The sequence below is a fragment of the Lacibacter sp. genome, assembly GCF_035299325.1.
GTDB lineage: Bacteria > Bacteroidota > Bacteroidia > Chitinophagales > Chitinophagaceae > Lacibacter.
Genome location: NZ_DATGWT010000027.1, coordinates 13,063 through 27,326, shown reverse-complemented (window position 1 = coordinate 27,326; position 14,264 = coordinate 13,063). Strand labels below are relative to the sequence as shown.

Here is a 14,264-nt window from a genome sequence, read left to right as displayed (position 1 = left end):
GATAATTTTTGCAACTAGTCTAAATACCACATCATACTACCGCACTTTCACAAACATAAGTCGGCACAATACCTGTTGCACGGATTCTTGTTTCTGCATCATCGGGTAATGTATTACCTGAAAGAACCAGCACAGTATCTAGTCCAAACTTATTACCACCAAGAATATCGGTGTGCAACGTATCACCTACCATCAGGATATCTTTTTTGCTCACCGGAGTGCGCTCACGAATAAGATCATAGGCAAACATGAACATCTGCGAATCGGGTTTGCCAAAGCGGATGAATTTTTTACCGACTATACTTTCGATCATGGTTGCAACACCACCAATGGCAATCGATACTTCATTACTTCCGGTGATGGGATAAATATGATCTGTATTTGCAACAATAGCAGGTATGGTTCGCTTACGTAAAATATTTACCGTTCTGTTCAGATCATCAAACCAGTTAAAGCCTTCATCATCCAATAATACCAATGCGTTTACCTGGTCAATATTGTATTGTGTAATGGCACTCACAGGCAATGTGTGCAAACCCGAACTATCAATATAATGTGCCGAACTTTCGGTACCGAGATATGCAACAATTCCATCATTCACTTTCAGATCAAGATATTCTTTCGCCAGCATACCTGATGAAATAATCCGATCGTGTTGAATAATATCCAATCCAACTTTATGATAACTCTCCGCCAGCTGCATCGGGCTTCTCGATGCATCATTCGTCACGATATAATATTCTTTGCCCTGCTCTTCAAGATAGGCAAAGGTTTTTTCCATGCCGGTGATAAGCCCGTTGTAACTTTTGATAACGCCGAAGGCGTCGAAAAAAATTATTTTGTACTTATCTACTACCGATTTAAAATCCTGAACTGAAAACATGCCGTTGTTGGGTTTTAAGAGTTACAGCAGGTGTTATTTTTTCACAGGTTCCTCTTTTATCTTCAAAGCCTTGATCAATTTCTCCGCATCAAAATCTCTGTCAACAGAAGGAAGATAGATCTCATAAGCTTCTGCTTGTAATTTTTTTGCATACTGTTCGCTGAAGAAATAACTGCCGTCCTTAATAACATAGTTCAATACAAAAAAACGATAGCCTTCTTTTAAGAAACGCAACTCATCTGCAGTAAGCGGATTTACTTTATGGTATTCTTCCAGGAAAAGAATAAACCGGTCTTCCATCATGGTGTTGATATAATAACTGAACACCGTTCTGTCGCCCGCATCACTCACCACCCTGCTGAAAAAATAAAAATCCATCATGCGGCTGCTCATACGGAACCAGTCATAATCCCAACGTGAATACAATTCAAGTTTATCTGTTACCGAGAAGTTGCCGATGTTCCAATCAATAAACACTGGGATGGTTTCAAATGAAGCCGCATTTGTTTTCAACCGGTTCTTCAAAAAAAGTTCGCAATGATATTTGATCATATCGGCCTGCGCCCTTGTGCCGAACTGTTTTTCATCAGCTTCCACCCGCTCCATCAATGTATAAATATCGGTGCGGAGTGTTTTAGATGATTTCGGTAAATTATTCCGAAGCTTCGAACATGCTTTGTGAAACCTGCCGATCTGTTGACCGAACTTACGGATCAGTTTATCATCCAATCGTTTGGGCATACGCTGCAACACACGTACGGGATTATAAAAAACCACCCAGGCATCTTTTTTCTTATAACGGTAATGATACGTGTACACCCGGTTATTTTTCAGCAACGATTTCGCCAGCAGGTTTTCAAACGGGTACAACAAGTTGTTTGAAAGTGTATGGATGATGCGATGATCCTCTTTGAAATGTTCGTACTTACCAAAATAAGAAAGCTTGGCAATCACAATATCTTCATCTTCAAAAGTAATGCGGTACACATGGTTGGTTGATACCATGGCACTGATCTCTTCTATATGTGCAATCTTTTTCGTGGCGTCATAACCTTCCCACGCTTTATGAATAATTTTTAATGCTTCAGTCATACTTGTTGTTTAAACCACTAAGGCACGAAGGCGCAAAGGAACACAAAGATAGAGGTCAAGGAACAAGGTTCAAGACACAAGAGAGAATACCCAAAGCCCAAAATCCAAGGTTCAAGTACCGAAATCATAAATCCTACATCCGAAATCAGACATTGTTAGATGATCTCAAAATACCGCTTCAACTCCCAATCAGTTACATGTTTATCAAACTGACGGCATTCCCATAAACGTGTTTTTGTAAAATGATCAACAAACTCATCACCAAACAGATCTTTTGCAATGGACGACTGCTGCATATGTGTTGCTGCTTCCAGTAAGGAAGATGGTAATACGCCGTTGTCTTTATCCGTATAACCATTCCCTTTTGTTGCCGGAATATTTAATGGCAGTTGATGTTTGATGCCATACAATCCCGAAGCAAGTGAAGCTGCAATAGCTAAATAAGGATTACTGTCGCTTCCCGGTACACGCATTTCAACACGGGTATTTTTAACGGTGGGGTGCAACACACGTAATGCAGTTGTTCTGTTATCTATACCCCATGTAATGGTAGTAGGAGCCCATGCACCTTCCACCAAACGTTTATAACTGTTGATCGTAGGAGCATACATAGGCAATACATGTGGCAAACAATAAAGCAGGCCCGCAACATAATTCTTCATCAGTTCACTCATGTGATGCGGATCTGATTCGCTGTAAAAAATATTTTCTTTGGTTGCAGGATGCCACAGGCTTTGATGAATATGTCCGCTGCAACCCGGCAACTTTTCATTCCACTTCGCCATGAAAGAAGCCATGATGCCATGCTTGTAAGCAATTTCTTTCACAGCTGTTTTGAGCAGCACGGCTTTATCGGCTGCAGCTAATGTGTTATCATGTGCAATAGCTGCTTCATACACACCCGGACCGGTTTCTGTATGAATACCTTCAATGGGTATGTTGAATTTGTTGAGCAGGTCGATCAGGTCAAAATAAAAATCACTTTGCAGCGAAGTGCGGAGAATAGAGTAACCAAACATGCCCGGCGTCATTGGCTCAATGGAGGTGAATTGTTTTTGCTCTAAACTCTGCGGAGTTTCGTTAAAGTTGAACCATTCAAACTCCTGTGCAAATTCTGCATGGTAACCCATGTCTGTACATTGCTTCACTACTTTCTTCAGCAAAGAACGACTGCAGGCTGCCACATCAGTGGCACTGAAATCGGCTAAGAAAAAGGGCAGATCATTTTGCCAGGGAATGGTACGCAGTGTTGAAAGATCAATATGCACCGGCTTATCGGGATAGCCCGTATGCCAGCCCGTTAGTTTCACATGATCATAAGCTGCATCATTACTGTCCCACCCAAATGCTACATCACAAAAACCAATGCCACTTTCCAATGAATCGAGCAGCTTTTGTTTACTGATCACCTTGCCCCGCAACACGCCATCAATATCTGCAAAGGCAAATTTTACCTGTTCTTTATCATGTTGCTGCAGGTATACGATCAATTCCTGTTTCGTCATTTACTTGTTGTTTAATGAGTGTTTACAAAGTTGTAGTTTATAATGGGTATTTCAAAGTGAAAAGATGATGAACAGGTAACAGCTATCGCTCCGGGCAAAATAGCTTCAAAAAAGACGTGGAGCCGATCAAAGAAAAGCCGCACTATTCAACAACACAGTAGTAATAACATAAAAACTTTCTTATATTGTAATACAGCAGATTTCTTTCCGGTATTTGGATTTTTTCATTAGTCATTTCAACCCAAATCGCATGAAACCAAAACTTAGGAGAATATACCCGCTTGAGTACAACATTGTGCGCATTCTTCTTATAAGCAATATCTGGTGGCAAGGCTGTTTATTATATAAAAATCCAATCCGTTCGTTTCGTGCAGTGGTAAAGCTTGTAACCCGTTTTAATAAACTGTTTGGCAGAAAAAAACTTGTAAGGGCGTTTAAGCTTGATGGAAAATATGTTTGGGATATGTTTAACCCTGCATGGCCTTCGGCAGGCTTCAACAAGTTCTTTGAAACACACCTGATCGAAACGGATGCAATTACCGGTTCGGAACAAATACTCCGCCGGCTGCTGATAGCTATAACCAAACGCTGCCCTTTGCAATGCGAACACTGCAGTGAAGCAGCCACACTTTACCAGCAGGATGTTCTTTCATATGCTCAATTTGTTGATCGTATTGAACCGTTTGTTCAAAACGGTGTGGGGCAATTGGTTTATTCGGGAGGTGAACCCCTGAGTCGTTTTGAAGATTTGCTGAAACTGCTCAGTCATTTTAAAAGCAGGTGCGACCAGTGGATCTATTCATCGGGTTATGGACTAACAGCAGAAAAAGCTGTACTGTTAAAAAAAGCCGGCTTAAACGGTGCGGCGATCAGTCTCGATCACCATCTCGAGGAAGCACATAATAAATTCAGGGGCAATAAAAATTCTTACCATTGGGTTGTTGAAGCAATAAAAAATCTGCAGAACGCAGGTATAATGGTTGCGGTAAACACCTGCCCTACCAAAAAATATATTGAATCGGGCGAATTAGAGAAACTGGTTGAACTCTGCAAACAACTCAATGTGCCTTTTGTAAATATGCTGGAGCCAAGAGCTGTAGGCAATTACCAGGATATGGACGTTGAACTACAGCAACAGCACAAAAACACACTCGAGGAGCTAAGCATTAAATTTAATTTCAACAAAGAGTATTTTAACTACCCAACAGTATTGTATCCTGCTTCTTTCAGAAAAAATGCACCTTGCGGTGGCGGCCGTTCTTATCTGTTACTCGATTACGATGGTACATTATATCCCTGTCCGTTCTGCAAAATAAGAATATCGGTACCTAAACAAAACCTCGCTTTATGCGAAGCTGTATAAGTGTTGCTTCATTCTCGTTTCTATGGTAAGCATTACTAACCAAAATAAAGAAACTGCACTAAAAGTGCTTACTACTGCTTTCGGCAATATTCCCGGTGTATTGTGGGTAGTTAAAAAAGACAGGCATATTCAAAAACGCATCTATGTATTATGCAAATTCTGTCTCACTGTTGCTATGCAAAAAAAAGGAGCGTTTATTACTTCCGATAGTAAAGGCGTTGCGTTACTCTTCAAAAGCTGGTATAAACAAAACCCTCTACAGTTTCTTGCAGGGTATTTCCGTTTGGGGCAATACTGCATTGGATGGAGCAGGGCCATCAGCATTATTAAACGTGAACACGAAATAACCAAACGCCGACCCAAACACAAACACCTTTACTTCTGGATGATTGGCGTGGAAGATCACAGCTACGGCCTTCAAACAATTATTGAGTTGCGTGATTTTGTTTTTGACTATTCACGTAAAGAACAGCTCCCCATTTATGCAGAAACAACTGTAGAAAAAATGCTCACACTGTATAAACGCTACGGATTTCATGTGTACGATGAATGGGATACCGGAAAGGATGGCATAAAAGTATATTTCATTTACCGTAACTGGGATGCTTAGCTTTTTCCTTGCGAAATTTAACGACTGAACGAAGTTGTTTAAACGAATGATGATAGCCGGGATGGTTACTTGCAAACAGCCGGTCCCAGATATTCAGATATATGCCAAAGTTGTAGTGTACATATTGATGATGCTGTGAATGGTGCAGAGAAGTATTAAAGATGTTAAACAGCTGATGCTTATTGGGCCGAAGCTCATAACCCGAATGACCATACACCGTAATAAACATCATAAAAAAAACAAACAGCATTAATACTATTTCGTGAAGAGGGAACAAAAAAGCCAGCAACGGAACAATACCGATTTGTATAATACACTCTGCAAAGTGAAACGAAAAAGCCGACCATGGATTGGTAGTATGCGATTGATGATGCACACGATGCACCTGCTTGAACCAAAACCTTAAATGCAATAGCCTGTGTGTAACATAAAAATAAACATCGTGTACCAGCAATGCCAGTAAAAAACTCGCAGGAAGATAGATGATGCTGCTTAATTGTGCCGGGGTTTGTGAATATACTTTTGTATAACCACCGTCAATAAAAAAACCCAACAAAAGACCTGTTAAAGCAAAAACTGCAAGATTACTGATCGTATTGCGGTATTCTTTCTTTGTTGCTGTTAATGCAGCAGAGGTATTAATACGGTACACGTTGGCTTTACCACGAAAAATAAAATCGAGATAATGAAAATACAGGATGCATAAGAATGCAGCACAGGGTATAAAAAGCATCCACCTGATCATTCTAAAATATGTTTAGCAGCAGCCATGCCGTTGTTTTTTAAGAGACGGAAATGCGAAATATATGCATGCAAAAAACTGTCTTCGTGCTTGTATGCCAAACCAAACTCTGCTGCAGTTTGTTTTATAACAGGTGTAACATGTATGTAATGCACATGGCATATTCTAGGAAACAAATGATGCGCTACATGATGATTAAACCCTCCAAACAAAAAATTAAGAAACCAGTTATTGGTTGCAAAATCAATAATGGTAAGCAGCTGGTGATGCGACCATGAGTGTTGCATAACGCCACGTTCATCGGGCAGAGGAAAATGAGAATCTTCTGCCACATGCGATGGTATCAGCGCCAGTGTTATTAAAAGGCTGGCACAAAAATTCATCAATAAAAAAGCTAAAAAAATCATTCCCGCATCAAGTTGCGAAACAGTAAGAGGAATAACAAGTATATAGGAAATATAAAACAGCTTAAAAAAAACAAGCTTTGCAATTTCTTTCCTGGAGTGGCCCTTAAACTGAAGCGACCCGATCTGCTTTGCAAAAAAATCCTGGAAGTCTCGTACAAAAAGCCAGTTAATGGTATAAGCAAGATATAGCAATGGTGCATACAGAAACTGGTAACGATGGATAGGCTTTAATTCATCTCCTGGAAAAATACGCACCAACGGATTCTGTTTCAGATCTGCATCGCTATTTAAAATATTGGGATAGCTGTGATGTGAATATACATGCCGTCTCTTCCAAATGTAGGAATTGGAGCCCAGCAGATCAAACAAAAACAATACAATGCCATTAATCGCTTTATATTTTGAGATAGACCCATGTGCAGCATCATGCGCCACATTTATGCCAATAAGAATGGCGAACGGACCCATTAATACCATGCTCACAAACGCAGCTGCTGTATTATCAGAAAACAGCAGGTTCAGGTATAACAGCACATAAGTTGAAATAAAAAAAACTGCTTTCAGGTAAAAAAAGAAATCAGCATACCTGCTTTTTTTACTACCCGCAAAATAAATTTCCACCCGCTTCTTCAGCGTTTCATAAAAAGCATCCGGCTCGGGTGGAAAATGAATTTTTTCGTGCATCAGTTTTTTGCTGTTCGTTCATACAAATCGTTGTACAGGCTTTGCGAAAACTTTGATAACTCTCCCGGGTTCTTAAATTTTTTCAGCTCCTTCCGGTACGTTTTTCCTGTAAACTCCTCTTTGGATGTATAATATCCTTTACTGCGAAGGATGATCGTTCGCTGCAATGCCGGGTTCAGTAACAGGTTTGTAAACGTAACGGAAGTAGATGCTTTTTCGCCGAGATGTTCCATATAGCTGTTGTCATCATAACTCAGCTGTTGCAAATAATCCTGTCCCTTATCTCCTTTTGCAGCAACCGGTTTTAATACCTGTGTTTCAATTTTAACCTCAGGCGAATAATCGATGCCGGCATAATCAAGTTCCCAAAACATAAAGCCCGTGCGCAAACGCAGGTCGAGCCGTTTTGAACCTGCCGGTATATTCAGCGGAACAACAATTGAATTAAAATTTGTTTCACCAATAAGATCAATTTCATCAATCACTTGCCAGCCTTTATCTGTTTTAATTTCCACCTGCATTTGTATGCCTTGTTCTCTCATCCATTTTTCCCGTTCTTCTTTCGATATGTTTTTATTTTTTTCAACCCACCGGCTGTAGTTTTTACCAAACAAAGAGCTGAACTGATGATACACAAAACCCGACCATGATGTGTTGCGCAAACGAACCAGCAGTTTGGCCTGCTCCGGTTGTTGTTCGGGCACTGCAAACTGCATGTATGCTTCGCTAAACCTTGCATTGGTGGCTGTGTTAAACTTATACGGTTGCAGATCAGCTTGTCTTATTTCACTCATAATTGTACGGCCATTAATGTCGTTGGCAAGCAATGGCTGTTGCAGCTGCTGTATGGTGAATAAGCGACCCTGTTTATCGGCAAACACCTGCACATCTTTTGGATGTATTGCAACCATCAGCTCCAGCATATTGGTATACTGCTGCTCGTTCAATTCATTTACAATATTTACATTGTAGTTCGAAGAACTGCTAAAATAATCAGGCATCTGTTTGTGATCGAAACGTTCAAGCTGCGGAGCTTTTGCACCGGTGTACATAGAGTTGGTAAGTTCCTGTGAGGTGCCGTTATCTACATACACATGCGGGCAGTTACAGGCGATCGCCAAAAAAATACCAATGGCAGCTGCTGAAATTCCGAGTGGCAGTAAAATATTCAATGCTGATGCATGATCTGAAACATCAACCTTTTCAATATCACTTACTAAAAAGCGCATACTGCTGCTGTCGGGTGTCGCAGCGTTCTTCACAAAAAAATGAATTTGTTTTACTGCAGATCTGTCTTTCCGAATTCCTCTTCTAGAAATACCATCACTATCCACAATAACTTTGTTATAAAGCTCCAGCGCTTGCCCGCTTAATGGTCGCAGGTTACCGCTTACTTCTTTGCTGCCCTCGTTGTATTGCACATTGTAAAGTTCTTTCATGCTGCCACCATAATGAACCACCAGGTAATTGGTCCGGTCGAGTTCTTTCCAGCGGGAAGCTATGTTTGATTGATAATAGTTGCTGCGCTCTTTATTTTTTGCATACCTGTAAAATGTGCAGCCTGAAACTGTTGCAGAAAACAAAAGCCAGGCGATGAAGTTGAATAGCTGTCGTACCATGGCAGTGGATTTTGGTTATAGTAATATAAACATTAAATCCGGATATTAAAAGCAGGCAACGAACATTCTGTATTTATGAACTCTCCTTTTTTAAAAGACATCTGCTCTTTGTTTGTAATTCATAAAGGATATTTCAAAGTGTAAAAAATTTATACCACGGAGTGATGGAAGCCACCGGAAGATAAAATCCCCGTCTGACCAATTCATCCGGGCAGGCAAAACCCAAATTCCAAATTACCAATTCCCGGTATCTCTGCGCCTCTGTGTCTCTGCGGTAAAAAATAATGAGCATAGCGAATACTCTTCTAAATCTGAACCTTTCTCCATCTTTATCCGTAATTAGTGGTATGAAGTTGTTGCTCATCTGCATATGCATCTTTCTTCTTTCTGCCTGCAGTAAAGACGAACCCAACCGCACGGTAGTAACACCGCCTTCCTCTCCAATCATTCATTCATGGCTGGCGCTCGGTGATTCATATACCATTGGACAAGGCGTTGCAGCCAATGAACGTTTCCCTGCACAAACTGCTGCACTGCTGTTGCAGCAAGGCATACAGCTGCAAACGCCCACTTATATTGCCACAACCGGCTGGACCACCACAAACCTTCAATCAAACATCAACAACAGCAATCCCAATAAACATACCGTCGTGAGTTTGCTCATAGGTGTAAATGATCAATTTCAAACAAGAGATACAACAGGATACCGTCAACGCTTTACGCAGCTGTTGGAAAAAGCCATTGAACTCGCCAACGGCAAAAAGCAAAACGTATTTGTATTATCCATTCCCGATTATAGTGTTACACCTTTTGCTGCTTCGTATGATACGGCACAGATCAGGAAAGAAATTGATTGGTTCAACAACATCAACCGGCATGTAACACAGCAATACAATTGCCCGTATCTCGATATTACAGCATCAACACGTGAAGGCCGTACCAACAGAAACCTTATTGCTTCTGATGGATTGCATCCTTCTGCTGCAGAATATAAACGCTGGGCCGATAAGCTGGTGCCAATGATTACGCAGGTATTGAAATAACTCCGTTGTGTTACCCCTCAAACCTTAATCGTTAACTTGCGTTGTAATGAAGTAATTCAGCAAACCTGTTCGTTATAAAATAAACCATGGCCAGAGCAACCCGTCGATCAAACAACACAAAAGATACAGGATCAGCAAAAGCAAAGATTTCAAAGGAGAGTCTCAAACAGGCACTCATCCTGTTCACCTATTTAAAGCCATATCGTGGTAAATTTATCTGGGGCCTGGTGTTTATTGCGGTATCTGCATTTACCACCAGTTTGTTTCCTTTCTTATTAGGAAAGATGATCGATGCCGCTTCACCGGGCGCCAGTCTTCCCGGCATGAGCAGTGTTTCACAATTCGATTTTGGATTAAAAAATATTAAGCTCTCCTTAAACACAACACTGCTGCTCATTTTTGCGCAACTGAGTTTACAAACTGTTTTTTCGTTCATGCGTGTGTATCTGTTAACGGCAGCAGGTGAACGTTCTTTGGCCGATATGCGCAAAGATGTGTACAGTAAACTGCTCACCATGCCCATGAGTTATTTCACCGAAAAAAGAGTGGGCGAATTAAGTAACCGCATCTCCAGTGACCTGTCGCAGATACAGGATGCCATCTCCTTTACACTGGCTGAATTTCTGCGTGGCATCTTCACACTCATCATTGGTTTGTTCTTTATTTTCTGGATCAGTGCAAAGCTGGCCCTGATCATGCTGGCTGTGGTTCCCATTATTGCCATTTTAGCGGTGCTGTTTGGTATGCGCATCCGTAAGATGGCCCGCAAAGCACAGGATCAACTCGCCGAAAGCGGAACCATAGTGCAGGAAACCTTCCAGGGAATCTCTATTGTAAAAGCATTCACCAGTGAGTTTTATGAGATCGGTCGGTATGTAAGAAGCATACAATCAGTAGTGACAACGTCCATCAGCAATTCACGCTACCGTGGTGCATTTATTTCGTTTATGATCTTTAGCGTGTTTGGAAGTATTGCGTTTGTGATGTGGGTGGGTGTTGGTATGATTCAATCGGGTGAACTCACGTTGGGAGCACTCACCATGTTTGTGATCTTCTCGATGTTTGTGGGCGGTACGTTTGCTGGTTTTGCTGATATGTTTTCGCAACTGCAAAAAACATTGGGAGCCACACAAAGTGTGCGGGAAATTTTACGTGCAGAAGGCGAACCCGTTTCATTAACCGATATTGAAATAGAACCACAACATCAACTGAAAGGAAATGTGCGGTTTGATAATGTTGCCTTCAGTTATCCCGGACGAAAAGATGTGCCCGTTTTAAAAGGACTCACACTCAGTGCTGCCAATGGAGAACAGATCGCTATTGTGGGACCAAGCGGTGCAGGTAAATCAACCATCGCTTCGTTGCTCCTCCATTTTTATGAACCCGATAAAGGCACCTTGTATTTTGATGAACGACCTGCCGCATCTTTTCCTCTCTCACAATTGCGCAGGCAAATGGCGTTTGTTCCACAAGAGGTATTGTTGTTTGGCGGCAGCATTAAAGAAAATATTGCCTACGGTAAACCCCATGCAACCGAAGAAGAAATTATGGCCGCTGCTAAAAGCGCCAATGCACATTTATTTATTCAACAGTTTCCTGAACAGTATGAAACCATTGTGGGTGAACGGGGTATTAAATTAAGCGGTGGTCAGCGGCAACGCATTGCCATTGCACGTGCTATTTTAAAAGATCCGGCAATTTTAATTTTAGATGAAGCCACTTCATCACTCGATAGTGAAAGTGAACAACTGGTGCAGGAAGCCTTGGATAATCTCATGAAAGGCCGCACTTCGTTTGTGATTGCACACCGTCTCTCCACCATCCGCAATGCCGATAAAATTGTGTTGATCGACAAAGGTGTTGTTACCGAAAGTGGCACACATACAGAACTCATGAGCCATAACGGGCTATACCGAAAACTCAATGAGATGCAGTTTGAGTTTGGGATTGTAACCCAATCGCCGGCAGTACAGGAAGATGAGGTGGAACAATAGTTCATTTACCCTCCTTTGCCCCGGCTAACCTGTAAATTGTATAAACGTTCTCCAAAGCTGTATAACATTTTGGAATAAGAAGGCAGCTACCTTTCAGTTAATTGTACAGTTGTTTGTACAAGGCAATTTGTAAACGAATGAATGACGAATTGTTCAAAGGCCTGCTGCAGGATTGCATGGAAGCAACTTCACGTTGTTCACGTGCATGCCTTGGGGAGGAAGAAAGCCATTTCCTCATCCGTTGTGCGAAGTTGAATCAAACTTCTGTTATCATCTCTAAACTGGCCATGAAAGCGATCACCGCCCGCAGTGAGCTACTCTCGCAGGTATGCCGTTTATGCATCGAAATTTTTACCACCTGTGCCGAAGAATGTGAAAAGTTTACTCACCTGGAGTATTGCACACAATCAGCTGCTGTTTGCCGGAAAAGCATAGCTGAATGTCGTTTATACCTCGCAACACTGTCTGATGAATACAGCACTACAAAAACAAATGAACACCATGAACTATATTAAAAAACTTACATGGACAATGGGCCTTGTTTTACTGTTGGCCGCATGTACAGGCAGCCCCAGCGTAAATCAACTGCTGGCCAATAAAGAAACAAGAGCCGCCATCATCGACACGATTGCCAATGATGATAAAATGTCGGCAGAAATGATGCAGGCCATGATGAATAACAAAGACAGTATGCACCGGCACATGGGAGCCATGATGGAAATGATGCGGCAGAACCCCGGGATGATGAACACCGTCATGAGCAACCTCATGGAAGCATCAAAGAAAGACAGCAACATGATGATCCACATGTATGAAAACATGATGGACAATAATGAAATGATGGAGCGGATGAAACAGCGGATGATGAAGAGGAAAGATACCAGCACAATGCGGTGATTAACCCCCTTATTCGCCGCATATTTTGCGGCGAATAGAGGTTAATGCATCAGAAACTGAACAGCCATCATTTCTAATGCACCCCCTCTTTACTCCAGTCAACCACCGTTTTATCAATCTCCAGGTCAACATGGCAATCATTACAATTGTTGATGAGTAAACGGTACGATTCAACAGCTGTCGGAAAATCAGTTTTATGCAGGGCCTTGCGGATATCGTTGATGGGAGGAGCAAGTTCTTTATTATAAGATTGTTTAAACGGCCGCAGCAGTTTGCGGTGTTCTGTAAACTTCAGCGTCAGTATCTGTAAAGTACTGTCCATTCCTTCCAGTAACCACAGCGAATAATCTGCATCCTGTTTGCGCAGGTATAATCCAAGATTATCACAGTACATCGCTAAGTCGAGCATGTTTTCATCGAGGTCTTTTTTATTCTCCACCCCGTTGCTGCACTGCACAAACAAAAACACAATGCCAACAATAAAGACCATCACGAGAAGTGCTTTCATACAGTGAAAGTAAAAGGGATTGCTGAAAGAGAAAAGAGAAACCCGTACTCAGATTTTACTGCACAACCGAACATACCTCCACAAAAAAACTTAACTTCAAAGAAGATGTTACGATCCTGTATCATACTCTGTTTGTTGTTGCTGATGCAACAAAGCAATGCGCAAAAACTCATGCAGTTGCCCGACAACATTGCCCAGCTTGCCGAACCCTTACAGGTAAAACAAAAAGCAGGGATTGGTTTTCTCCGTTATGAATTCGGGCCTTACCGTTTACTGAACAGCCGCAAAGGATGGACGAGTAAATCAAACTCAACAACCGAACGGCACGATGTACTCTCCCGTCTTTTATCGAACGTGGAAGAAGTGGAACAAAGCATCAAAGAGAAACGATCATTCAAACTGCTGCGCAACGATACCGATACAGCTATTGTGAACATGGCCATTTCCACTACGCTTTATTATTCTCAACCCAAGAACAACATCTTTGGCCGCAACGAAGGACCCGCCACTTACAATCGTGGTAAGAGTGATCTCATCACAACTATTCTTTCAGCCGATACCAGCGATTGGATCTTCAGTACTGCCCAACAACAAACAGGTGGCGTGGTAAGTATTTCAGAAGAGATCATCGGTGTGCTCACCAATGGTATCCGTGAAATTGAACTGCTGCCGGTGAATCATTATGCTGATGGAAAGAAAGCCATGTATGTGCTGGGTTATGTATTCAGAGAGAACGGAATACCCATTGCGGCGGTTCAGTTCAGAGGTTTGCCCATGATGGCACAGAAGCAAAGTTTTGTGTGGCTCCCGAAAAACGAAAGCAAGGAATTGCAGTTTGTGATTGCTGCTGTGGCAACGGCTATGATGGCCATGAGTCAGGAAATGATTGCGCCGGGTGGGTAATTTTTTGAACCACG

General features: G+C 41.7%; 14 protein-coding genes. 7 read left to right on the top strand and 7 right to left on the bottom strand.

Annotation, left to right across the window (positions count from 1 at the left end; all coding sequences use genetic code 11):
• Window positions 1-31 precede the first annotated feature (31 nt).
• From VK159_RS16095 to VK159_RS16085, 3 genes are all read right to left on the bottom strand, one after another.
• Entirely contained in the window at window positions 32-883 is an 852-nt protein-coding gene (locus VK159_RS16095) for an HAD-IIA family hydrolase (protein WP_182803077.1), read from the bottom strand.
• A 33-nt stretch (window positions 884-916) separates the two neighbouring features.
• Window positions 917-1,975, bottom strand: coding sequence for a hypothetical protein (locus VK159_RS16090; protein ID WP_324231187.1), 1,059 nt, complete (start codon window positions 1,973-1,975; stop codon window positions 917-919).
• 155 nt (window positions 1,976-2,130) lie between these two features.
• Window positions 2,131-3,480, bottom strand: a complete 1,350-nt coding sequence (locus VK159_RS16085; RefSeq protein WP_324231186.1) for a glutamine synthetase family protein — start codon at window positions 3,478-3,480, stop codon at window positions 2,131-2,133.
• A gap of 250 nt (window positions 3,481-3,730) precedes the next feature.
• Between VK159_RS16085 and VK159_RS16080 the strand changes: the two genes are divergently transcribed.
• Together VK159_RS16080 and VK159_RS16075 are read left to right on the top strand one after the other, a co-directional pair.
• Window positions 3,731-4,843: a radical SAM protein gene (locus tag VK159_RS16080; RefSeq protein ID WP_324231185.1), complete on the top strand. Its 1,113-nt coding sequence runs from the start codon at window positions 3,731-3,733 to the stop codon at window positions 4,841-4,843.
• Between the two features lie 22 nt (window positions 4,844-4,865).
• Window positions 4,866-5,453: a hypothetical protein gene (locus tag VK159_RS16075; RefSeq protein WP_324231184.1), complete on the top strand. Its 588-nt coding sequence runs from the start codon at window positions 4,866-4,868 to the stop codon at window positions 5,451-5,453.
• On the opposite strand, the gene VK159_RS16070 is transcribed toward VK159_RS16075, so the two are convergent.
• Genes VK159_RS16070 through VK159_RS16060 form a run of 3 tightly spaced genes read right to left on the bottom strand, consistent with a single transcriptional unit; the run spans window position 5,428 to window position 8,905 of the window.
• The gene (locus tag VK159_RS16070) at window positions 5,428-6,198 is read right to left on the bottom strand and encodes a sterol desaturase family protein (protein WP_324231183.1); all 771 of its coding nucleotides are present in this window, start codon (window positions 6,196-6,198) and stop codon (window positions 5,428-5,430) included. The two genes, VK159_RS16075 and VK159_RS16070, sit on opposite strands and share 26 nt — an antisense overlap.
• Window positions 6,195-7,286: an acyl-CoA desaturase gene (locus tag VK159_RS16065; protein ID WP_324231182.1), complete on the bottom strand. Its 1,092-nt coding sequence runs from the start codon at window positions 7,284-7,286 to the stop codon at window positions 6,195-6,197. The genes VK159_RS16070 and VK159_RS16065 overlap by 4 nt, the downstream gene beginning before the upstream one ends.
• Window positions 7,286-8,905 (bottom strand): hypothetical protein, encoded by a 1,620-nt coding sequence (locus tag VK159_RS16060; protein WP_324231181.1) that lies wholly within the window; start codon window positions 8,903-8,905, stop codon window positions 7,286-7,288. Before VK159_RS16060 ends, VK159_RS16065 begins: the two co-directional genes overlap by 1 nt.
• A gap of 284 nt (window positions 8,906-9,189) precedes the next feature.
• On the opposite strand from VK159_RS16060, the gene VK159_RS16055 reads away from it, so the two are divergent.
• From VK159_RS16055 to VK159_RS16040, 4 genes are all read left to right on the top strand, one after another.
• Window positions 9,190-9,948, top strand: coding sequence for an SGNH/GDSL hydrolase family protein (locus VK159_RS16055; protein ID WP_324231180.1), 759 nt, complete (start codon window positions 9,190-9,192; stop codon window positions 9,946-9,948).
• An 86-nt stretch (window positions 9,949-10,034) separates the two neighbouring features.
• The gene (locus VK159_RS16050; RefSeq protein WP_324231179.1) at window positions 10,035-11,942 is read left to right on the top strand and encodes an ABC transporter ATP-binding protein; all 1,908 of its coding nucleotides are present in this window, start codon (window positions 10,035-10,037) and stop codon (window positions 11,940-11,942) included.
• A gap of 137 nt (window positions 11,943-12,079) precedes the next feature.
• Window positions 12,080-12,457, top strand: coding sequence for a hypothetical protein (locus VK159_RS16045; RefSeq protein ID WP_324231178.1), 378 nt, complete (start codon window positions 12,080-12,082; stop codon window positions 12,455-12,457).
• A complete protein-coding gene (locus VK159_RS16040; RefSeq protein WP_324231177.1) occupies window positions 12,444-12,839 on the top strand; it encodes a hypothetical protein in 396 nt (131 codons plus the stop codon). The genes VK159_RS16045 and VK159_RS16040 overlap by 14 nt, the downstream gene beginning before the upstream one ends.
• 73 nt (window positions 12,840-12,912) lie before the next feature.
• On the opposite strand, the gene VK159_RS16035 is transcribed toward VK159_RS16040, so the two are convergent.
• Entirely contained in the window at window positions 12,913-13,347 is a 435-nt protein-coding gene (locus VK159_RS16035; RefSeq protein ID WP_324231176.1) for a hypothetical protein, read from the bottom strand.
• A gap of 105 nt (window positions 13,348-13,452) precedes the next feature.
• Between VK159_RS16035 and VK159_RS16030 the strand changes: the two genes are divergently transcribed.
• Entirely contained in the window at window positions 13,453-14,250 is a 798-nt protein-coding gene (locus VK159_RS16030; RefSeq protein ID WP_324231175.1) for a hypothetical protein, read from the top strand.
• Window positions 14,251-14,264 lie beyond the last annotated feature (14 nt).

What these genes read in the sequence shown, in the direction of transcription:
- VK159_RS16065 (WP_324231182.1), bottom strand. Translation starts at nt 7,286, where the DNA reads ATGCACGAAAAAATTCATTTTCCACCCGAGCCGGATGCTTTTTATGAA.
- VK159_RS16095 (WP_182803077.1), bottom strand. Translation starts at nt 883, where the DNA reads ATGTTTTCAGTTCAGGATTTTAAATCGGTAGTAGATAAGTACAAAATA.
- VK159_RS16050 (WP_324231179.1), top strand. Translation starts at nt 10,035, where the DNA reads ATGGCCAGAGCAACCCGTCGATCAAACAACACAAAAGATACAGGATCA.
- VK159_RS16035 (WP_324231176.1), bottom strand. Translation starts at nt 13,347, where the DNA reads ATGAAAGCACTTCTCGTGATGGTCTTTATTGTTGGCATTGTGTTTTTG.
- VK159_RS16080 (WP_324231185.1), top strand. Translation starts at nt 3,731, where the DNA reads ATGAAACCAAAACTTAGGAGAATATACCCGCTTGAGTACAACATTGTG.
- VK159_RS16045 (WP_324231178.1), top strand. Translation starts at nt 12,080, where the DNA reads ATGAATGACGAATTGTTCAAAGGCCTGCTGCAGGATTGCATGGAAGCA.
- VK159_RS16055 (WP_324231180.1), top strand. Translation starts at nt 9,190, where the DNA reads ATGAGCATAGCGAATACTCTTCTAAATCTGAACCTTTCTCCATCTTTA.
- VK159_RS16060 (WP_324231181.1), bottom strand. Translation starts at nt 8,905, where the DNA reads ATGGTACGACAGCTATTCAACTTCATCGCCTGGCTTTTGTTTTCTGCA.
- VK159_RS16070 (WP_324231183.1), bottom strand. Translation starts at nt 6,198, where the DNA reads ATGATCAGGTGGATGCTTTTTATACCCTGTGCTGCATTCTTATGCATC.
- VK159_RS16040 (WP_324231177.1), top strand. Translation starts at nt 12,444, where the DNA reads ATGAACTATATTAAAAAACTTACATGGACAATGGGCCTTGTTTTACTG.
- VK159_RS16085 (WP_324231186.1), bottom strand. Translation starts at nt 3,480, where the DNA reads ATGACGAAACAGGAATTGATCGTATACCTGCAGCAACATGATAAAGAA.
- VK159_RS16075 (WP_324231184.1), top strand. Translation starts at nt 4,866, where the DNA reads ATGGTAAGCATTACTAACCAAAATAAAGAAACTGCACTAAAAGTGCTT.
- VK159_RS16030 (WP_324231175.1), top strand. Translation starts at nt 13,453, where the DNA reads ATGTTACGATCCTGTATCATACTCTGTTTGTTGTTGCTGATGCAACAA.
- VK159_RS16090 (WP_324231187.1), bottom strand. Translation starts at nt 1,975, where the DNA reads ATGACTGAAGCATTAAAAATTATTCATAAAGCGTGGGAAGGTTATGAC.